Source organism: candidate division WOR-3 bacterium (assembly GCA_026418155.1).
Classification (GTDB): Bacteria; Hydrothermota; Tepidihabitantia; order Tepidihabitantales; family CAIPLT01; genus JAOABV01.
This window is the reverse complement of sequence record JAOABV010000027.1, coordinates 1-22,458: the sequence shown is the minus strand read 5'-3', so window position 1 is coordinate 22,458 and position 22,458 is coordinate 1. Positions and strand designations below refer to the sequence as shown.

The 22,458-nt window shown below is 35.8% G+C and carries 18 protein-coding genes; 13 read left to right on the top strand and 5 right to left on the bottom strand.

What is annotated here, in order from left to right:
* Positions 1 to 481: 481 nt before the first annotated feature.
* The 10 genes from trpS (at position 482) to N2201_04570 (ending at position 15,119) form a co-directional block, all read left to right on the top strand.
* The gene (trpS, locus tag N2201_04615) at positions 482 to 1,483 is read left to right on the top strand and encodes a tryptophan--tRNA ligase (GenBank protein ID MCX7785494.1); all 1,002 of its coding nucleotides are present in this window, start codon (positions 482 to 484) and stop codon (positions 1,481 to 1,483) included.
* A gap of 158 nt (positions 1,484 to 1,641) precedes the next feature.
* Positions 1,642 to 2,346, top strand: a complete 705-nt coding sequence (gene ispD / locus N2201_04610) for a 2-C-methyl-D-erythritol 4-phosphate cytidylyltransferase (GenBank protein MCX7785493.1) — start codon at positions 1,642 to 1,644, stop codon at positions 2,344 to 2,346.
* 164 nt (positions 2,347 to 2,510) lie between these two features.
* Positions 2,511 to 3,695: a 1-deoxy-D-xylulose-5-phosphate reductoisomerase gene (gene dxr, locus N2201_04605; protein MCX7785492.1), complete on the top strand. Its 1,185-nt coding sequence runs from the start codon at positions 2,511 to 2,513 to the stop codon at positions 3,693 to 3,695.
* A gap of 234 nt (positions 3,696 to 3,929) precedes the next feature.
* Entirely contained in the window at positions 3,930 to 5,189 is a 1,260-nt protein-coding gene (gene rseP / locus N2201_04600) for an RIP metalloprotease RseP (protein ID MCX7785491.1), read from the top strand.
* Positions 5,190 to 6,303: 1,114 nt separating this feature from the next.
* Positions 6,304 to 6,996, top strand: coding sequence for a 16S rRNA (cytidine(1402)-2'-O)-methyltransferase (rsmI, locus tag N2201_04595; protein MCX7785490.1), 693 nt, complete (start codon positions 6,304 to 6,306; stop codon positions 6,994 to 6,996).
* Positions 6,997 to 7,225: 229 nt separating this feature from the next.
* On the top strand, positions 7,226 to 7,798 hold the full coding sequence (locus N2201_04590) for a CDP-alcohol phosphatidyltransferase family protein (protein ID MCX7785489.1): 573 nt from the start codon (positions 7,226 to 7,228) through the stop codon (positions 7,796 to 7,798).
* Positions 7,799 to 7,996: 198 nt separating this feature from the next.
* Entirely contained in the window at positions 7,997 to 9,250 is a 1,254-nt protein-coding gene (hflX, locus tag N2201_04585) for a GTPase HflX (GenBank protein ID MCX7785488.1), read from the top strand.
* A 143-nt stretch (positions 9,251 to 9,393) separates the two neighbouring features.
* Complete coding sequence (locus tag N2201_04580; protein ID MCX7785487.1) at positions 9,394 to 9,900, top strand: flavin reductase family protein; 507 nt, start codon at positions 9,394 to 9,396, stop codon at positions 9,898 to 9,900.
* 13 nt (positions 9,901 to 9,913) lie between these two features.
* Positions 9,914 to 12,841 (top strand): BamA/TamA family outer membrane protein, encoded by a 2,928-nt coding sequence (locus N2201_04575; GenBank protein ID MCX7785486.1) that lies wholly within the window; start codon positions 9,914 to 9,916, stop codon positions 12,839 to 12,841.
* Between the two features lie 1,477 nt (positions 12,842 to 14,318).
* Positions 14,319 to 15,119 carry a 3D domain-containing protein gene (locus N2201_04570; protein ID MCX7785485.1) on the top strand — a complete coding sequence of 267 codons (801 nt, stop codon included), beginning with the start codon at positions 14,319 to 14,321 and terminating at the stop codon, positions 15,117 to 15,119.
* Positions 15,120 to 15,145: 26 nt separating this feature from the next.
* Here the strand turns inward: N2201_04570 and N2201_04565 are convergent, their stop codons facing one another.
* The 5 genes from N2201_04565 to N2201_04545 all read right to left on the bottom strand — a co-directional run bounded on the left by N2201_04565 (position 15,146) and on the right by N2201_04545 (position 19,337).
* Positions 15,146 to 16,015 (bottom strand): polysaccharide deacetylase family protein, encoded by an 870-nt coding sequence (locus N2201_04565; GenBank protein ID MCX7785484.1) that lies wholly within the window; start codon positions 16,013 to 16,015, stop codon positions 15,146 to 15,148.
* A gap of 41 nt (positions 16,016 to 16,056) precedes the next feature.
* Positions 16,057 to 17,097, bottom strand: a complete 1,041-nt coding sequence (gene ruvB / locus N2201_04560; protein MCX7785483.1) for a Holliday junction branch migration DNA helicase RuvB — start codon at positions 17,095 to 17,097, stop codon at positions 16,057 to 16,059.
* A 186-nt stretch (positions 17,098 to 17,283) separates the two neighbouring features.
* A complete protein-coding gene (gene ruvA, locus N2201_04555) occupies positions 17,284 to 17,844 on the bottom strand; it encodes a Holliday junction branch migration protein RuvA (GenBank protein MCX7785482.1) in 561 nt (186 codons plus the stop codon).
* A 156-nt stretch (positions 17,845 to 18,000) separates the two neighbouring features.
* Complete coding sequence (gene ruvC, locus N2201_04550; protein ID MCX7785481.1) at positions 18,001 to 18,513, bottom strand: crossover junction endodeoxyribonuclease RuvC; 513 nt, start codon at positions 18,511 to 18,513, stop codon at positions 18,001 to 18,003.
* A 59-nt stretch (positions 18,514 to 18,572) separates the two neighbouring features.
* Positions 18,573 to 19,337, bottom strand: a complete 765-nt coding sequence (locus N2201_04545) for a YebC/PmpR family DNA-binding transcriptional regulator (protein MCX7785480.1) — start codon at positions 19,335 to 19,337, stop codon at positions 18,573 to 18,575.
* A gap of 472 nt (positions 19,338 to 19,809) precedes the next feature.
* Here N2201_04545 and N2201_04540 point away from each other — a divergent pair, with 472 nt between their 5' ends.
* The 3 genes from N2201_04540 to N2201_04530 form a co-directional block, all read left to right on the top strand.
* Positions 19,810 to 20,022, top strand: a complete 213-nt coding sequence (locus N2201_04540; protein ID MCX7785479.1) for a hypothetical protein — start codon at positions 19,810 to 19,812, stop codon at positions 20,020 to 20,022.
* A gap of 248 nt (positions 20,023 to 20,270) precedes the next feature.
* Positions 20,271 to 21,422 (top strand): hypothetical protein, encoded by a 1,152-nt coding sequence (locus N2201_04535; GenBank protein MCX7785478.1) that lies wholly within the window; start codon positions 20,271 to 20,273, stop codon positions 21,420 to 21,422.
* Between the two features lie 9 nt (positions 21,423 to 21,431).
* On the top strand, positions 21,432 to 22,458 hold a 1,027-nt coding region (locus tag N2201_04530; GenBank protein MCX7785477.1), incomplete at its 3' end, for a thiolase domain-containing protein.

Sequence of the window (22,458 nt, the reverse complement as noted above, 5' to 3'; positions counted from 1 at the left end):
AGTATAGATCTCTCGCTCCCATTCGTCATTAGCCACTAAGTCATTAGCCAAAACGACTCGTTCAATGGCTAAAGGTCTAATCCAACCTGCAGTTACTTGACCATGAATTAAACGGTCATCGACCCGGATGATAAAGTTCATATATAATAATTACATAAATCTTAATTGAAAATACTATTTGTTTTTACGGCTTTAGTCAAGATTAAGAATATAATAGTTCGTATCCGCTTATTTGCACGGAAAGATTAGCTACCAGAAACCACTGCATATCCGCAAAAAAGAACGAAAATAAGATAACACGAAAAGGATGTCAACACAGATAATGGAGTCAGAAGCAAAAAGTGTTGACAGTTACAGCAATTGCATATTAGAATTGACTTTTCAGAATTTATTAAATATAATTTTATGCAAAATAAAACATATTTGTTGCTGTATTTTCTTGAGATTTTTGTTTATAGTTTGGGGCTGAAAATATAATATTATGCAAGCGAAAAAACGGATTTTAACTGGTGACCGGCCAACTGGTCCTTTGCATTTAGGCCATTATGTTGGCTCAATATTGAATCGTGTAAAACTGCAATATGATTACGATACTTTTATTATTATTGCTGATGTTCAAGCCCTAACCACTAATTTTGAGCATCCGGAACGACTGAAACAAGATGTCTATAATGTGCTTTTGGATAATTTGGCATGTGGTGTTGACCCTAATGTCAGTACAATTTTTATCCAGTCCCAGATTCCTGAAATCGCTGAGTTGACGGTTTTCTATTCAATGCTGGTATCAATAAATGTCTTATCGCATAATCCGACAATTAAGACTGAAGCCAAACAATATGGTTTTGAACATCGTAAGCCGTATGGATTTTTGGGTTATCCGATTAGTCAAGCCGCTGATATTACCTTCTGTCGGGCACATCTTGTGCCCGTGGGCGCAGACCAACTTCCCCATATTGAGTTAACTCGGAAAATCGTCCGTCGGTTTAATGAACTGTATGCACCGGTTTTAATTGAACCAGAAGCCTTAGTCTCCAGTGTTCCCCGATTAATGGGATTAGATGGTAATGCCAAGATGAGTAAAAGTCTGGGTAATTGTATCTATCTCTCTGACCCCCCTAATGTTGTTGCTGAACGAATTAATCAAGCAATTACTGACCCTGCTCGGATTCACGCTACTGACCCCGGCCACCCGGAGATTTGTAATATTTTCTCATATCAGAAGGTTTTTAATCCTAATTTTGTCTTAGAGTTAGAAGCAAGTTGTAAAAAAGGTAAAATTGGTTGTGTTGCCTGTAAAAAGATATTGATTTCTGTTATTAATGCTCTCCTTGAGCCAATCCGACAACGACGCGCTGAGTATGAAAAAGATGTTGACCGATTAAATGAGATATTAAGAGTCGGCACCAAACGCGCTAAACAAGAAGGTGAGAAGACTATGGAATTGGTGCGCGCCGCAATTAAAATTGATTATCCCATTAGATGAGAAATTACTCTCCAATCACAAATTTACGAAAATTGCTTGCTCAACATATTTTGACCAGAAAGAGACATTAGCATTACTCTTATAAAAAAGACTTTTCAGCATCTGTTTTATTGGTTATATTGGGTTCCCTTGCATCCTTTGAGTCGGAGCAATATATAATGAATTACGCAATTGTTCTTGCTGCTGGTAAAGGCAAGAGATTTGGTAAAGAGAAGCAGTTTGCGCTCATAAGACGTAAACCAGTGCTATATTATGCAATTAAAATGTTCCAGCAATCATCTTGTGTTGATAAGATTATTGTGGCCGTGCAGAAAAGACATTTAAGCCGAGTAGCGACTCTTATCAAACGAAACAATTTTTCTAAAGTCAGTGCGCTTGTGATTGGTGGCAAACATAGACAGGACTCTGTGCATAATGCATTAAAAGCCTTACCTGATACAGGTTATGTTGCAATTCATGACGCAGTGAGAATCGGTCTTTCAAATGAATTAATTGAACAAGGGTTTAATTATTGCCAAAAATATAAGGCGTGTATTCCAGTTGTTCCTATTGAAGATACCGTGAAAGTGGTCAGACATAATATAGTAAAGAAAACTCTTGACCGCTCAAAGCTATGTCTGGCTCAAACGCCGCAGTTTTTTGAAATCGGACTCTTAAAAAGAGCCTATCAAAAAGCATATCAAGATAAATATTATGCTACTGATGATGCCCAACTGTTAGAACGCATAAAAGTAAAAATCTATACAATACCGGGTGCTAAATTAAACTTAAAAATTACTGACCGGATTGACCTTGAAATCTTAAAACATTTGAAACCTACCTATACAATACCAGCTTCTAAATTAAATTTGAAAATCGATTGACCTTGAAATGTTAAAGCACCTGAAAAATCGATGAGATATATTTTTCCAGAGAAGTATAGATTTGAGTCAAAATCTTAGAAGAATGAATAAAATCCAAAATCTTAAAATTTTTCTCAGTCGTGCTCTAACCTTTATCGTTCAGACTCGGTTTAGGAGTCTCTAATATGAAAAGGATTGCGATTTTGGGCTCAACCGGTTCAATTGGCCAAAGTACTCTTGAAGTAATTGAACACTTGAAGTCAGACTTCAAAGTCTATGCTCTGTCTGCGGGTAGCAATTATCAATTATTGGCAAAACAGATGCAACATTTCTTACCTCAAATAGTTGTCGTGGGCGATGACCATACCAAAGAAAAACTTTACCGATTATTAAGAAGCAAAATTCCCAAATTAACCGATAAATTCACTATTTTAAGTGGTGAAAGCGGTTTAATGGAAATTGCTCAAGATGATAAGATTGATATTTTAGTAATGGCAATGACTGGCACCAGTGGTATTATACCTTTGATTAAAAGTATTGAGATGAAAAAAAAGATTGCTTTATCAACTAAAGAACTTTTGGTCGGATTTGGGAAAGTTATAATGCGTAAACAGAAAAAATCTCATACTCCCATCCTGCCTATTGATTCTGAACTGGTCGGTTTACATCAATGTCTTTATGGCCGCAAACTAAAAGAAGTAAAAAGTGTAATTATCACGGCTTCAGGCGGACCTTTCTTGCGGCGCAAAGATTTAAGCCGAGTTACCTTAAAACAAGCATTATCCCATCCCATTTGGCAAATGGGTAAAAAGAATACGATAGATTCGGCAACTTTGGTGAATAAAGGATTAGAAGTGATTGAGGTCTCAAGACTTTTTCAAATTCCACCGGACAAAATTAAAGTTTTGATTCATCCGCAGAGTATTGTCCATTCAATGGTGGAATTTGTTGATAACTCAGTATTAGCCCAACTGGCAATTCCTGATATGCGACTATGTATCCAATATGCTTTGACCTTTCCTGAACGCAAATTTTCTTTAGTGAAAAATCTTGATTTAACTTCGGTGCAACGATTAGAATTCTATCGGCCAGATCTGAAAAAATTTCCTGCTTTACAATTAGCCTATGATGCTATCGCTCTTGACGGAACCCTACCTTGTGTGTATAATGCCGCTAACGAAATTGCTGTGACGAAATTTTTACAAGGCGAAATTGATTTTAACTCCATCCCCAATATCATCAAAAGCGTTATGGAAAAAATACCTTTTGTGAAAAATCCTAATTTAAAGACTTTATTAAAATATGAACAAATGGCAAAAGAATATGCTTCTAAGATTAGCCAATCGCTAATTGCCAATAGCAGACAGTAAGGATGTGAATATGTTAGTCCAACAGCAGTTTGTTTTATTAATTGGCCAATGGCTAATTACCCTCGACTAATACTGATATTATGATTTCATCTTTATTATTAGTAGCAACCGTTATTGGTTCATTTATTGCGGTCTCGGTGTTTGGACATTTACACTTTGCTGAGATTAATAAACCACTTGTAGAAGTTTTTCAATCGCATTTAGTCCTACACTCTTTCAACTAATACCTATATTATGATTTCGCCATTATTATTAGTTGTAATCGTAATCGGTTCATTAATTATAGTCCACGAATTTGGTCATTTAATCTTTGCTAAGATTAATAGACTACCTGTAGAAGTTTTCTCAATTGGTTTTGGTCCCACCATTTTTAAGAAAAAGATTGGCTCCACTTTATATCAGATTTCTATAATTCCTTTAGGTGGTTTTATTAAACTGGAAGGTGATGAGATAACCTCGGAAACTGGTTTTAATGCTGCTCCTTTAGGCAAAAAATCTGCGGTTATCCTTGCTGGACCACTTTTTAATCTCCTTCTCGGATTTATTTTGACCACAATCCTCTATGCCGTATTTGGCGTTAAAACCCTTGAGCCCAGAATTATTCCTGAACCCAACACAACAACTGCATATGTGGGATTTGAAAAAGGTGATTATATCCTGAAAGTAAACCAAGACACAATTAAAAACTGGGAAGATTTACAAAATAAGTTATCGCATTTGACCGAAGCCGACATAACTATTAAGCGCAATGAGGAAATAAAAGTTATCAATTATAAAATCCCTAAAGACTCATTTCAATTTCTGCCATTTATTGCGCCCGTGGTTGAGCGCGTGAAAGCCAAAAGCCCTGCTGCCCAAATTGGTCTTAAAAAAGGCGATGAAATCATAGAAGTTTCTGGTATTCCGATTAAAGAATGGAGCAGTTTTGTGGAAATCGTTCAGAACTCAAGTGGCAAAAAGTTATTCTTAAAGTGGCGCAGAGGTAATCAAGTGCTTGAAGATAGTATTCAGCCGGAAGCGGCATCTGAAGAAATTAGCCAAAAACGAATTGGTATGATTGGGATTTGGGTAAAACTGCCGACGAAAAATCTTTCTTTGCCAGTTGCCATCAGTACCGCTGGATTAAGAACTGTTTATGTTTTTGGCCAAACCTTTGTAATTATTTATAAAATTATTGCCGGCAAATTACCGAAATCTGCTATTGGTGGACCAGTAATGGTCGCAAAATATACTTACGAAGGTGCCCAATGGGGACCAGAATATTTCATCGGCCTATGGGCATTGTTATCAATTAATCTGGCAGTAATTAATATTATTCCCATTCCAATTTTAGATGGTGGCAGAGTTTTGCTTTATATAATAGAACGACTTAAACGCAGAAAACTTAAGAAAAGAGAATGGGAAATTGCTTTTTGGATTGGTTATGCTCTAATTGGTATTATTCTTGTCTTTGCTTTAACCAATGATGTGCTCAGATTAATTCGGATTAAATAAAATTGCACTTATTATCCTCTGTATTTGAAAATGACGCATTACGGCTCCTGAAATAAGTTTTAAGATGAAATCGAAAATACAGGCCCAAATATCACTTATTATAACGCCGTATTTGAAAATGACGCTTCCCACAATTAAGATAAGTTTTCAAGATGAATCCGTAAATACATATCCAAAATATCTCTTATTATAACGCCACATTTGAAAATGACGCTTCCCACAATTAGGATAAGTTTTTAAGATGAATCCGTAAATACATATCCAAAATATCTCTTATTATAACGCCGTATTTGAAAATGACGCTTCCCACAATTAAGATAAGTTTTTAAGATGAATCCGTAAATACATATCCAAAATATCTCTTAAAGTAATTCCACATTTAAAAAAGATGACGTGTATCAAAACATAGAATAGGTTTCAAGATAAAAACAAAAACACATACCCAATTTGCACGCTGCTCCTGATAATACTAACAAATCTTAAATGTTCAAAAATTCTATGTTAAAAGATATAAGCAATCTTATTAAATTCTCCATACTTCTCGACAAGTTGGGATTCTTCACTGCGCTTAGAATAACAAAAGAGACGAAAATGTCATTCTGAAGAGCAAAGTGAGAAAGAATCTCCTATGCTGAGGAATGTTTGCTGTTAAGATCCTTCGCTACATTCAGAATAACAGTAAGGTCTGAAATGGTAGTAGTTTAAGATTCTATAGGATTAGCAAGATAAACAGGTTGCACCTGCTTGATTTTAATGTCAGCAAATGTCAAAGGTTCAAAAGTCCAATATTAAAAGCCAATAGCAAACCCTTTTTGCTTAAATGTTAATATTCTTATTTTTATGTTGTAATAGATGTGGTCAAGTTTTGTGGTAAGATTATAGGAGATTTGACTTTTATCGAAAACTAATTAGAAATTATATTATTTTATATTATACAATTATCGATGATAATGTGGTTAAGTTTATGGGTAAAATCAAGGTGCATTGACTTTTATTGAGAATTAATTAGAATTACATTAGTAATTATAAAATGTGATTTTTAGACGCTTAATTACTTCTTATTCCGGCTTAGTTATTAAAAAAATGCTAACAATCGTTGCAATTAATATCAGTTATGGATGAAGAAAGATTATTACCTGGTCTCTATATTATTAGCACGCCCATTGGTAATCTCCAAGACATTACCCTTAGGGCTTTAGATGTCTTAAAAAAAGTTGATATAATTGCCTGTGAAGATACGCGTCATACGGGTCTTTTACTAAAACACTATAATATCAAAAATAAACTTATTAGTTTCTACGAATATAATAAAAAATCGCGAACTCCAGAAATTATAAATATGATAAAACAAGGCGCAAGCGTGGGCTTAGTCTCTGATGCTGGAACCCCAGGTATTTCCGACCCGGGTTTTTATTTGATTCGCGCAACAATAGCAGAAAATATTTTGGTTACCGCAATTCCTGGTCCATCTGCGCTCTTAACCGCAATTGTTATATCTGGTCTACCCAGTGACCGGTTTGTCTTTGAAGGGTTTTTACCAAAACGCGAAGGTAGAAAGCGAAAAAAACTTATGGAACTAAAAGATGAGCCCCGCACAATGGTCTTTTATGACTCACCCCATCGGATAATGAAATCACTTACCACGATTCAAGAAATTTTCGGAGACCGAAAAGCAGTTTTAGCTAAAGAATTAACCAAAAAATTTGAGACTGTGTGGCGGGGTAATATTAGCGAAATAATTAACCAAATAAGCGATAAAGAGATAAAAGGTGAAATCGTACTAATAATCGCTGGTAAGGAAAAATGAAATCTCTAAAATATATCGGAAAAATGTGATAATAATTATGATAAATGGATTTATTGTTTTTAATTTTAATGACGAAATTATACAAAATAGTGACTTTGTCCATATTTTCCATTTTTATGAGAGAAACACATAAGAATAATGACAAAATCATATAAGACAGTGATTCCATCCCTATCTTCCAATTTTAATTATGCGAGAAACTCATAAGAATATCGGACGCAAATTTTTAATGCCAATAACTAATTTGATTGTGCGCTTAAAGATTCCCGCCAATATCATAACCTTAATGTCAATCCCTTTTAGTTTACTTAATGTTTTCTTTTTTGCTCAAGGTCTTTGGTTTATCGGTGGCATACTTTTAGTGATGGTTGCTTTATTTGATACTATCGATGGAGAAGTTGCGCGAAGGTCTCAAAGCGTTAATGTTATGGGCGCTTTTTTAGATTCTGTAATCGACCGGATAGCAGAAATTTTAATCTTTTTTGGTCTTTTCCTTTATTATCAGAAAAATTCAATTGGGATAATGGGCAATGTTTTTAATCATCAGGAGCATAATCTAATGTCAATTATAATCTTTTTAACCGCCTTCTCTTCTCTGTTGGTAAGTTATATTCGAGCTCGGGCTGAGGGTGTTGGTAAAGAATGTAAAATTGGATTGTTTGAACGACCAGTAAGATTTTTGATTTTAATAGTTGGTGTCTTTTTTTTAGGACCAAAATATTTTATTATTGCGCTTAGCATTATTTTAGTTGGTAACATCTACACAATCTTCCAGAGAATTTTTTATGTCTTGCGTCAATAATCAATTGCTCATTTTCTACTTATGACTATTACGGACATATTGACAAAAGGGCTTAATAAGAAAATATTTGCCTTTGCCTCATAAAAAGAAGGATTTTTATTGATGGAATGGTTTTGTTGATGGTCGCAGTTTTGAATCGTAAATATTAAAATAGATGAGATTAGTCTTGCTGATGAGTAATAGTTTTGAATATTAAATATGGAGCGTGTTTTACTAATTGGAGTCGCTCGCTCTTCAGTTGAGCGTTGGAAAAAGATTGATTCATTAGAAGAATTGGCATCTTTGACGCAAACTGCTGGTGGTACTGTCGTTGAAAAGATTCTCCAAGTAAAAAAAGATTTGAATCCGGCCACGCTTTTAGGCAAAGGGAAAATCGAAGAAATAAGACAGTTGTGTCACAAACATCAGATTGATTTATTAATATTTGATGACCCGTTAACACCTTCTCAAATGAGAAATATTTCTGAGGCGACGAAGGTACGAGTAATTGACCGTACAATGTTGATTTTAGACATCTTTGCGCAACATGCCAAAACCGCAGAAGCCAAAACTCAAGTAGAATTAGCCCAACTCGAATACCGCCGCACTAATCTTATTGGTTTAGGAACAGAACTTTCTCGTTTAGGTGGCGGTATTGGCACTCGTGGTCCAGGTGAAAAGAAATTGGAAATCGACCGACGCCGCATTAAAGACCGAATTGATACCTTATACCGGCAACTGTTGCGTATTGACAAAGAACGGGCTGTGCAACGAAAAAAGCGCCAACCATTCTTTAAGATTTCTTTAGTCGGTTATACTAACGCTGGTAAATCAAGTGTTATGAACCGGTTAACGGGTGCTCAAGTTAAAGTAGCTCCTTATATGTTTGCAACCTTGGACCCAAATACAAAGGCTTTTAATTTGACAAAGCGATTAAAGGTTTTTATTACTGATACAGTCGGCTTTATTCGCAATCTCCCGCATGAACTGATTGCCAGTTTTCGCGCGACCCTTTCAGAAACTAAAGAAGCGGATTTAATCTTACATATCGTTGACGCCAGTGAAGAGAATATTGAGGAGAAAATTCAAGTTGTGGATAATACGCTTAAAGAAATCGGATGTCAAAACAATTCAATTTTAATGGTCTTTAATAAAATTGACCGCATCTTTGAACCCAAAATTATACGCCGATTGAAAGACAAATATCCCCAAAGCGTCTTTGTTTCCGCATTAACTGGTGAGGGTTTTGAAAAATTAAAGGCCACAATTATAGAATTTATGAAATCACAACTTATTACCCGAAGGCTAACCATCTCGCTAAAGCGCGGTGATTTAATAAGTAAAATCTACGAAACTTGTGAAGTCGTTCGGCGAATAGATAAAGATGAAAAAGCAACCTTTACGATAAGAGGTTACAAACCAGATTTACTCAAACTTTCTAAAGAGATCGAGAAAAGTCTGGCTACGCGTTGATTAAAATGGAACTTCTGAAATCTTGCGGACAAATTGATCTTTTCTTCTCAACCATTGCTTTGCTTTTGCTTAAACTGGTGTGGAATAATGAGACAACCAATCATTGAAGTTGACTTTTATATTCTCCTAAGATAATATTTATTATGGAAAAAATAACTGTGAGCGAATCCTCAAAGTTGATTGCCACTTTTTCGGCTTTTCCCACAGTTTTAGTTACCAGTGGAAACAATATTATTACGGTCACACTGGTCCATATCTTTTCATTTGCGCCACCATTAATCGGGATTGGCATTAAACCTGAAAGATATTCGCACCATCTAATAAAAGAAAGTAAAGAATTTGTGATTAATATACCAACCAAGAATCTATTATCAGCAACCATTTTTTGTGGTGCCCAATCTGGTCGAAAAGTAGATAAATTTAAGGAAACCGGTTTGACTCAAGAGACTTCTTTATCAGTGAAGACAGTTAGTATTAAGGAATGTCCGGTGAATATTGAATGTAAAGTCGTGCAAGAAATTAACTGCGGTGACCGCACTTGGTTTATTGGTGAAATCATCAAAGGGAAAATCGCAAAGGACTATAACTTAGAAGATACTATTTTATATTGGCGGGGTATTTATCGATTGCCCGGAGCAATAATTAAATGATTATTTGTTTTCTATGATAGTTAATAGGTGTCTTAAGATAATTGCCCAGACTTTGTTACCTCTGCTCCAAAGAGATTTTCGTTTGTGGTTTTTAGTTTTTATTATCAGTGTTGGCTTTAATTTAGTTTCTGGGCAATATTATTTCAGTAAAAATAAAGTCCAGTATCAGGATTTTCAATTCAAAATATTATCAACCACACATTTTAATATCTATTTTTATGAAGGCGGTGAAGGGCTTGCTGAGTATGCCTCAAAATATGCTGAGGATTTTTACCAAAAGATCGCCTCAGCGCTAAAAACGGAGATAAAGAACAAAATTCCTCTCATTATCTATAATTCACCGAATGAATTTGGACAGACTAATATTATTTTGGATATTATCGAAGAATCGGTTGGCGGATTTTCGGAATTATTTAAGAATCGGGTAGTTGTGCCTTTTAATGGCTCATATCGGGATTTTCGTATTGTTTTAGAACACGAAATAACCCATATCTTTGAGTTTGAATTGTTTTATAAACCGCGATTGGCTTCAATCTTTACTTTAGTTAGTGATTTTCAGATTCCGCTGTGGGTTGCAGAAGGCATATCAGAGTTTCTCTCATCCGAAGAAAAACCCGAAGTCTTTAGTGAAGTATATTTACGCGACCTGATGCTTAATAACCAGTTTGTCAGCCTTGATAAGTTAAACGATGCGATGGGATATATAAACTATCGGATTGGCGAAGCGTTCTTCCGTTATGTTAATGAAGTATATGGACGGCAAAAAATCTTTGAGTTTATTCATTCCCTGAAAGCCAAACGTAATCTGGAATCAGCATTCAAAGAATCATTTGGTATCAGCGTTTCTAAAATGAGTCAAAAATTAGAAGACTATTTGAAAATCAAATACTGGCCATTAATTGCGCAAAAGGACAATTTTTCTATTGCAACAGTTTTAACCAACCATACGGCTGAGGGTGCAATATACAATACCGCACCAGTGATTTCGCCTTCTGGAACTAAGATTGCTTTTATTTCTGACCGTAACGGTTATACAGATGTGTATGTCATCTCGGCAATTGATGGTAAAATTATCAAGCATCTGGTTAAGGGTGAACGGAGTGGCGGTTTTGAGAATGTCTCTGTTTTGCGCGGCGGTCTGGCCTGGTCTAGCGACGAACGAGAAATTGTTTTAGTTGCCCGCAGTCAGGGCAAAGATAATATTGTGATTGTGGACTATCCCTCTGGTAAAGTTAAAAAGAGACTTTCTTACCATCTTGATGGAATCTATTCGCCAAAATTTTCCCCGGATAATCAAAAGGTTGTCTTTGTTGGCTTAAAAAACGGCTATGCGGATATTTATACTACTGATTTAACTAATGGCAAACTTACACGCATCACTTATGATTATTATGAAGACCGAGACCCTTATTTTTCTCCTGATGGTAAAGAGATTGTCTTTGTTTCGGACCGACCCGAGGCAGATGACTGGATACCAGGGAATTATGGGATTTTTAAGACCACAGCCAATTCTCTCAATGCCGAAGGAACGCTCAGCCTTAAGCGCATCAGAAATGTTAAGCGCGCTCGTTATCTGGCACATCCGATTTTCTCTTCCGACGGCAAATATATAATTTATACGGCCGAGGACCAAAACTTGGCGGAAGAGAAATCCGGTAGCGCTAATATCGCCTTATTTATCTATTCTTTGACCGACCAAACTCTAACTCACAAAACAGAATTTATCAGCAGTAGCCATTATCCATCAATATCGCAAAATGATAGCGTTTTAGCATTTAGTTATTATACTAATCAGGGTTGGGATGTCTGTGTAATACGAGAACCCTTTTCTCAGATTCCGCGGTTAAAGCCAATAGTCCCGCCGATTGATATAGTCGCAATGACCAAATCAACTGATGTCTATCAAGCAACTGGTATTGATTATAATAAAGTTAGTTCCTATCAATTTACTTTAACACCAGATTATGGAATCGGTTCTGCGGGCTATTCAACGCAAGGTGGCTTTTCGGGTAATGTGGAATTGGTCCTAAGTGATGTCTTAGGAAACCACCGATTTTTCTTACAAACTGAACTCTACAAAGATATTGCTAATTCCAATATTTTCTGTTACTATTGGAATCTAACTAAACGGACCGATTGGGGTTTAGGATTAATCCAATATTTTGATTATTCGGGCAGATACCCTGATTCTGTGCACATTATACGATATCGCGGTGGTGAATTATTTGGCTCTTATCCCTTAGATAAATTTACCCGATTTGAACTGGGAACTATCGGATATTGGAGTGATAACTTCTTAGTAAACTTCTCCAACGAAAGATATAATTATACTAAAAGTAAAATCTTTCTTTTATCAGAAGCGTTTGTTTTTGACAATACTATTTGGACGGACTGGGGTCCAGTGAAAGGTATCCGAACGCGTTTAGAAACTTATCAAACCCTGCCCTTTTCCGATTATAAATTTTATACGACCTATTTAGATTTTCGAAACTATTTTCGGTTATCAAAAAGATATACTTTAGCTAATTGGTTATTTGGGATAAGTAGTTTTGGTCTTAATCCGGAACTGTTTTATTTAGGCGGAGAAAATATCCGGGGCTATGATTACGGTGAGTTTTACTATCAACCGAGCAATAAAGTTGTTCTGGGTATAATTGAATTGAGACATCCTTTTATTGACCGATTAAAAATTGCCTATCCGATACCGATAGATATTAAAAATATCCGGGGCGTTACATTTTTCGATGCCGGTATTGCTTTTAATGACCCAGTGGTAATTTATCGTTCTGATAGTGGGTTTGAGGACCTAAAATTAGGTTTCGGAGCCGGGCTCAGAGTCCAAATATCTTATTTTATCCTAAGATTTGATTTTGCCAAACCACTTTCTCAAACTCCAAATCGCAATTGGAAATTCTATTTCAGCATTGGCACTGACTTCTAATAATTTTTTTGTCATATCGATATATCCTAAAATAGCCGATTTTTGATTAAAGACCGAAACACTCAAAATTTGTTGATATTAAAAAGATTTAAACACCACATCAACAAATTTAAATAAGGCTTTCTATATCAATCCGTTATCACTAAGTCCTGAAGAACAATGAAAATTGCATAGCAACAAAAATCCGAAAAATCTTTTAAGTTATTCTGTTTCAATCTAAAATAAGTCTGAGTTTTACCTATCTATTCTTATGGCTAGCACCTAATTTATCTTCGCTATTCCCCATCGATTCGTGAATAGAAAAGTTTTTTCAGGAGTTTATTTGAAACTATCTTATACATTAAGCAAAATGTAATGTTGTATAAAAGACTCTCCGAGTGTCTATCTTATTACCGATTAATATAGGACTAATTAGTTAGTATATATAATTTAATATAGGACTAATTAGTATATATATTATATATATTTTAGGTATTAGTATATATATTTAGTAAAAAGTAATAAGTTCCCCGCGCTTAAACGCTACATTCCCAAAAGACTGTTTGAAAAGATTCTGTCTCCACCTACAACCACTTGGAAACCAAAGTGTTCCAACAAGATTACTATCAGAAATGATATTAAACTTTCTATTAGATTGCGGTTTAAGTTCTCTCAAAGCCGGACTTAGAAACAATCAAATTCATATTAAGAAAAACCTTACAAGACTATCTGGGTCTTAAAGAATAAGATACAACCTTTAAGAAATTTTATAAGACGGTTTAGGCTAACAGGTGGGCGACTCCGTATACCGCTTATCCGGTAAATCTCTTTTAGCAACATGCATAGCGATACTTAGGGTTGGGCTAACCCCACCCTAGCCCCCCTGTCCTTTTTTTCGTTTAAATCTTAATTTAACTCTATTTATAATATAAGAGAAAAACACCTATAGAGCATGATATTATATAACGGCAGAATTATATATTTATCGAACAAGGAAAAACCAATTTTCAAAAATAAGATAAAAACACCTACAGTGTATGATAATATATAGCAACAGAGCATCGTAATATATATAACTATATGTATCTTAACCAGTTAATAGACAAGTAACACGTTCAAAAGCGAATTTAGATTAAAATGTGCTTAAAAGAGCAATTTGGGGAGAATCCAAAGAAAACGATATGTGTCAGGTGTTTTTCGATAGTATCCCAAAGATAAAGAGTTTTAGGTTTTCTGAATAGAGCATAGGTTTAGGGATTGACTTTAAACTTAAAAATACTGCCTACCGGTTTTAATGCTATCTGATTTAGACAATTGACTTAAAACTATTAGGAAAAAGAATATGTTTATCTTTAATTTACCATAATTTCTATAAACATTGACAAGGTAGTATATAATATTTTGTGTAAATATAGACTTAACATGCTAAAAATAAAGATGTGGCTTCCGATAATAACTCCTTCTTGACTTATAGGCTTATTTAAGTATAATTACTACTATGATTTACAAAATTAGATTTAACACATCAACTGTGACTGAAACCAAAACCGGTTTTCATTTAATTAAAAGGCCCCCATTTCACCATCTGGGATTCTTGCGAAAAAGTAGGGGTTTTGGCAATAGATTATTAAGAATTCTGCCGGTTTTGTTAATTTTTGAATTATTTTGTTTAAACCGTGCAATTGTGCAGAACAATGAAAAATTTGTCCAACCATCTGAAATTCAAAAAGTAACAGATAAAGAACCGGCTTCAATTCACCCCCTTTTAGAATCATTAAAGGTTACTGGTTATCAGGCTGGTGAATTGAAATACTTAGGTAAGTTTCGGGTTACTTTTTATTGGATTGTAAAGGAGTCGGATTATTCTGGTCCTAAAACCACACCATTATATTTAGAAAATGGTCAACTTTTAGGTTATTTTCCGTATAAGTTCGTAAAAGATTTCAAGAAAGAGTCCTGTGCCGAACTAAAAGATGGCAGACGAATTAGTTACTTGAAAAAAATTAATAAGGTGAGGATAGTGGATAGATTTTTAGGTCATAGTGGTTATCATATCACACCTATGACTTCAGTTGCCGTTGACCCTGCAATCATTCCTTTAGGCTCAAAATTATATATACCAATGCTCACGGCAATCACTTCTCAAAAACATAATGGAATTGTATTTGCCCATGACATTGGCTCTTTAATTAATGGTCACTCAATCGATATCTTTGTCGGCTACAAAGAAAACACCAAGTTATTGACCGATGCCGGCATCCATAGTTCTAACTTGGTCGATGTCTATCTTTTAGATTAACCCAAGTTAAAACAAAATAATTAAACTTATTGATTAATAATAGGATATGTAGTTCCAAACTTATCCAGTTCTATTGTCTGAAATAGGTCTTTGGGCTTATAATACCAGTCTTTTTGCACAATATATCGCATAGTTATCTCCTGCCACCATTGTTGGTATAATTCCTTAAAAGTCACAAATTGAACTGTAGGAGAGGATGCTAACATACTTACTAATTGATTAAACTTAGACAAACCAAAGTCAGTAAAGACCATCGGATTAGGGGTTATCCGATGAAACACCAGCACTGTGATTGAGTTATTTTTAATGTGGTCAATTATTTCGGTGATAGTGGTGGACATTCTAACTTCTTTAATTGGAATAAGGTAGCGGTCGGTCCAGAGGTTAACTTCACCCCATCGGCAACTTCGGGCTAATTTGTAGCCAGAGTTTTTTACTAAACTTATAATATAAGAGTTAGTGCTTCCATAAGGGTAGATAAAAGTGTTAACTTCTTGGTTGAAAAGTGATTCTAAAAAGACCTTAGATTCCGCAATCTCATATTTTGCTCTTTCCGGGGTGATTTTTCCTAAATCAAGATGATGGACAGAATGGCTGGCAATTTCAACATCAGATTGATTAAGCATCTGTTTAATTTCACCCTGGTTCAGATAAGAGTAAGCAGAGGCATTTTGTCGAGGTGTACCTGGTTTAATATAAGAAGCAATTAATCCGATAACAAAGGGAACTTTATAATGCTTTAATACGGGAAAGGCATATTTATATACACCATAAAAACCATCGTCAAAGCAGACAACAACCTGTTTCTTAGCTGTTCGCAAGTTTTCGCTAAAATTGTCTTTAGAGATTAAAAGACTAACTATTAGTAAATTGATTAGAATAAAAGATTTAACCATACGATTGGGGAATTAATGACTCATATTTCAATCTCTTTAGACTATTTAGATTTTGCAAAACCGATCTGAATTTGCTTTTTAGATTTCTTGCCAAAATACTGATAAGCAATTTCCGTTACTTCTCGACCTCGGGGTGTTCGGTGTAAAAATCCAATTTGCACCAAATATGGCTCATAAACTTCTTCAATCGTCTCCGCATTTTCGCCTAAGGCAACTGATAAGGTGTTTATACCTACTGGTCCACCACTAAACTTATCAATAATTGTCATTATAATTCTTTTATCCATTTCATCCAGGCCATTCTTATCAATTTCCAGTTTTTCTAAGGCATATTCCGCAATTGATTTATCGATAATAGATTTTTTTTCTACCTGGGCAAAATCTCGGACCCTTCGCAATAGCCGATTAGCAATTCTCGGTGTTCCCCGACTCCGATGGGCAATTTCCATAGCACCATCATTATCAATGGCAATACCTAAAATTTGGGCGGAACGCTTTATAATTTGGAATATGTCTTCTGCCGTGTAATAGTCTAATCGAAATGAAATGCCAAATCGGGCTCTTAAGGGTGCGGTTAATAAACCAGAACGCGTTGTCGCACCCACTAAGGTGAAGTTATTAATCGGTACTTTGCAGGTTCGTGCCCCTGGTCCTTTATCTAACATAATATCAATGAGAAATTCATCCAATGCCGGATAAAGATATTCTTCCACGGTTTTATTGGTGCGGTGAATTTCATCAATAAACAGAATATCTTTTTCACCTAAATTAGTTAAGATACCACATAAATCCAAAGGCCTTTCCAAAACGGACCCAGTCGTCGATTTGATATTGGCTGACATCTCTTTGGCAATAATATGGGCTAAGGTTGTCTTTCCTAACCCAGATGGTCCGAATAAGAGCACATGTTCTAATGGTTCATTTCTTTGCTTAGCCGCGGAAATAAAGACTGCAAGATTTTCTTTAATCTTCTGTTGACCAACAAACTCTGTGAGCGAAGTGGGCCGTAATTTTATATCAAAGACCTCTTCGCCTTCTAATTTCTTCGGCGAAATAATCCGGGGATGATTAATTGTAAGCATACAAACTGACTATTTAATTATACCAAAAATTCATCATAAGACAACTTGAAGCATACAGAAAGAAAACTGCCTGATAATTTCGTAACATATTTTCCCTGTAAGCATCTCGCAAAAGTGTAAGAAGAATCATTAATCGCTACAAACATTTAACTTCTTATAATAAACAGCATAACATCTTTAATTTTACTATTTAGTTTGGGATTTGAGCACTAATCGGATAATTTCGGCAATCGGTTTAGAGTTAACATCCGGAATTGCGGATAATTTTTGTAGCGCCTCTTTACGGCTAAACCCTAAAGCCATAAGCGCTGTTAACACGGTATTTTGCACTTCTGGAGTCGTGCTGGTTTCTGCAACCGATTTACGCAGATTGAAGATTATCATTTCTGCTTTTTTCTTACCAATACCTGAAATCGCCTTAAAGACATCGGTTTTGCCTTTGCCAATTGCATCGTGAATCTCTTCTGGTGTTAGTCGGGAAAGAATATTGAGCGCAGCGCGAGCACCAACTCCCGGTACTTTTAATAAGAGATTAAAAGTGTCCCGTTCTTCTTTTTTGAGAAACCCGTAAAGTTCAAAGTTGTCATGGCTAAAAATTGGCTGGACCAGAATCGTGACAATTGAATCAATTGCTAAACTTTGTGCCACTAAAAAAGGCACATTGACTGAAAAACCGATACCCGCACAATCAATTACCACACTGGTAATATTCTTAGAGATAACTCGGCCATGTAAGACTGAAATCATTATGCCTCTCTTTGATTAATTAAACATCTAATCGATATATTCATTTTTATTAACATCTTTCTTGTTTATCTCCTCGAAACAAAATTGAATTCATTGCTACTTTTCTGATTAATTAGAAAAATTGCCGTAGAATAGTTGTATTGAACGCTTGCAGGTTCACTTTTTGAGTACATAGTTTTTTATCTTTATTTCCTCCATCAAAAGATTAAATGTATAAGCGACGGCTAAAGCATCGGAAGCGTGTTCGTTAAGTTCGTGAGAAATATGAAAGATATTTTTTACCATAAATTTAATCTGTTGTTTAGACGCCCGTCCATTGCCCGTTAGTGCTTTTTTAATTCTTGCTGGAGTGATTTCAACAATTGGTATCTTTTTTTTATACAAAAGAAAAAACAATGCTCCGCGTAAATGGGCAGAATGGATAACACTACGAGCCGACTCTTTCTTAAAAAATAAAGTTTCAATAGCACAATTAGTTGGTGCATACTGATTAATCTTTTTTTGTAACATCTGTATAATCTGATTAATCCGCTCGGCTAATGGTTTTGTGATATCAGATTTAATAATACCGTAATCGAGGCATTCTCCTTTCCTAACAATTCCATAGCCTGTGGCCGAAAGCCCCGGGTCTAATCCGATTACCACATCTGACTTATGAGACTTTAACACCTATCTTTCTTGAAGTGTCTTTCGAAACTTTTATGAATCTTTAAGTGGTTGAAATCGTATTATTCTTTAAGAACTTCTTGAGAAACTTTTTCCATTATCTCATCCGAAATATCAAAATTACCGAAGACCTGTTGAACATCATCATGTTCTTCTAATTGCTCAAATAATTTTAGTACCCGTTCGGCAGTTTTTTCATCTAAAGGGATTGTGCTTTGAGGTATGCGTGTTAATTCCGCATGGCTCATTTGAATATTTTCTTGCGCCAGTTTCTTTTTTGCCGTATGGAAATTTTCCGGAGACAAGATAATTTGATAAGAAGTGGAATCGGTTTTGACATCTTCAGCACCAATTTCTAAAGCAATTGCGAAAATTTTATCCTCATCATACTCGGTGCGGGGAATCATAATAATGCCTTTGGGGTGAAACTGCCAGGCAACACAACCCGTACTACCTAAATTACCACCATATTTTGAAAAGATATGGCGAATTTCTGAAGTCGTGCGGTTTTTATTGTCCGTAAGTGCCCGCACAATTATGGCAACGCCGCCTGGACCATAGCCTTCGTATTCGACTTCTTCATAACTTGTGCCCGGCAACTCACCGGTTCCTTTTTTTATCGCGCGTTCAATATTTTCTGCCGGCATATTGACTGCCCGGGCAGATTCGACTGCAGTGCGCAATCTTGGATTAGCATTAATATCACCACCACCAATCCGTGCAGCAGTAGTGATTTCTCTTATCAACTTAGAAAAAATTCGACCTCGTTCCACATCGGCTTTGGCTTTCTTGTGTTTGATTTGTGCCCATTTCGAATGTCCTGACATAAATTAACTCCTATAAATAGAATTATTGAATCATATTAAAAATGCTTGATTTTCCATTTCCATATCTTACAACCGATTTATTGAAACATATTTAGCACATCTAATTTTCATATAACAAATACAATCTTCTTGAAATTAAAACGCATTTCGCATTTTATAATTTTCTATTATATCTTACACTCGATTGGCTAAATGTCAAGATTGGGTTTATTTTGGTAGTGTCAGTATTTTGTGTAAGTTCTTTTTTCTTCCATTGAGTGTTTTCTTTTTATTAAAATTGTCCGTCATAGGAGAATATACCTTTATTTTTAACCTATCAAGTCTAAATTTACATAAATTATACACTAACTTCAGTAGATATTCGGAAAAATTGATGATGAACGAAAACGATTTAGGTTTAATACAGGCTGGAACTTAGCAAATTTTGAATTCTTTGCTATTAAGATAATTCATCAATAAGCGTTCTGAAATAATGCCAAAAACACATGCGACACGCATCTGTGTCGGAAAAACCGCAGAAAAATATTCAGCAAGTTCAATTTATCCAATCGTAAAAATTGACTTTTTTGTGTTCTTTCATCAATTATTAATTGACATTATGGCTAATTTCGCAAACTCCTTTTCCCATCCGTATTATCTACTCGTTATAATAATCTATTTTATCTATTTTTATCTATATAATTAATCTTTATTAATCTTATAAACTGTATACTCTCACTTGGCCACATTGCATTTTTACCTTGACACTGCTTTTCTTTTTAGTAAGATTTTACTATTAATGAACAGGCATAATATTCTACATTTTTCACCATGGACAACAAAAAATTATTGCAATCTGACTATAAATATTCAACAAAATAAATATTGGAATCAATTAATTAAAATTAACTCAAAAAAGAAGTGCGTGATATGCACCTGTATCAGGGAGGTATAATGAATGAGAGAGTTGCAATTATTGGTATTGGCGCGACTCAATTTCGCTCAATTTCACCTGATGTTTCGTATAAAGAATTGATGTTCGAAGCCGCAGTCAAGGCATATGACGATTGCGGAATTGACCCACGCAAGGATGTTGATACTTTTGTCACTTGTGCTGAGGATTATATTGAAGGAACATCAATCTTTGACGAGTATGTGCCTGACCAATTAGGTTCCGCACTGAAACCAATGCATACCATAACAGGCGATGGTCTCCATGGAATTGCCGCTGCCTTTTTACAAATTAGAACTGGTCAATTTAATATCGCGGTAGTTGAAGCCCATTCTAAGGCTTCTAATATGTTAACACCGGATGGAATCGAAGCCTGCGCCCAGGACCCGATATTTAATCGGCCCCTTAAACTTAACACACACTTTATTGCTGGACTTGAGATGAATCGTTTCTGTTTTGAAACTGGCACCACATATGAGCAATGTGCCAAAGTCGTAATTAAAAATCGTAAGAACGCCTTAAATAATCCAATTGCTGGACGGGGGACAAAATTAACCCTTGAAGATTTTAATTATGCAAAGGGTATTTCTTGTCCTTTAACCGAACTTGATATTGCTCAGCCGGTTGATGGTGCCATCGTAATTGTTTTGGCATCAGAAAAAAAAGCTAAAGAACTGGTCAAAAATCCAATCTGGATTAGAGCAATTGGTTGGTGTAATGGCACACCCTCTTTAGAGTCGCGTAACTGGGTATATCTTGAATATGTGACTCAAGCCGCAGAAATGGCTTATAAAATGGCAGGAATTACAGACCCAAGAAAAGAAATATGTTTTGCTGAGATTGATGACCGTTTTTCTTATAAAGAACTACAGCATATGATAGCCTTGAAATTATGTTGTGAATGTGGTGCTGGCCAATTAATTGACCAAGGCGTTACTGAAATTAACGGAGAATTTCCCGTTAATCCTTCCGGGGGCGCGTTAGGTATGGGTTACTTATACGAAGGAATGGGCTTGGCTCGATTATATTGTGCAGTAGAACAACTCCGCGGTAATGCCGGTAAGAATCAGATACAAGATGCTAAAACGGCATTGGTTCAAAGTTGGCGCGGCTTACCTACAACCAGTGCGGTTGTAGCAATAATTTCCAATTAGGAGGCTACAATGGGAAATCGAGTAGCAATTGTTGGCGCCGGAATGACAAAATTTGTTCGGCGCGCACAAGAAACCGGTAAAGAACTGGCATTCCACGCTACTAAGATGGCTTTAGAATCTTGTGAAATGACTTTAGACCAGATTGATGCGGTTGTGTTAGGGAGTGCGCCGGATACTTTTGATGGTGTCCATATGAAAGGAGAATATCTCTCGGATGGCGCTGGTGCATTTGGTAAACCTTATATGCGTTGTTTTGTTGGCGGTGGAACAGGTGTTTTTGCAGTGGCTCAAGGTTGGTATCATATTGCCTCAGGAGTTATAGACACTTGTTTAGTAGTTTGTGAAGAAAAGATGTCGTCTTTTCAACCTCATGCTCAAGCAGCATTCTTAACGATTTTTGACCATACAACTGAGCGACCATTAAAACCTAATCTTCTTTGGATTTTCGCTTTGGAGATGAATCGCTATATGAACACTTATGGCTTAAGAAAAGAAGATATTGCATTAGTTGCGGTTAAGAATAAAAACAATGCCTTAAACCACCCTGCAGCTCAACTTGCTGCACCTGTGACCGTAGATGATATCCTAAAATCAGAAGTGCTAGCCTGGCCAGTTCAAAGACTGGATGTAAGCCCAGTTTCTGATGGTGCGGTTGCTTTGGTTTTAACTAATGAATCAATTGCTCGTCGGGTTACGGATAAACCGGTTTGGATTGAAGGTGTTGGTTGGTCTTTAGATACTGCTTATTGGACAGATCGCGATTTGTGTTATCCCAGATATGTGGAAGAAGCGGCAAGAATGGCTTATAAGATGGCCGGTATTACCGACCCAAGACACCAAATCCATATTGCTGAACCATATGACCCGTTTGATTACAAAGAATTGCATCATATGGAAGGATTAATGCTCTGCGGAAGAGGCGAAGCACCTCAATTAACCGTTGATGGTGTCACACAAAGAGATGGCGAATTACCAGTATGTCCGTCAGGTGGTTTATTAGGTGTGGGTAATCCGATTGCTGCTGCCGGGTTAATGA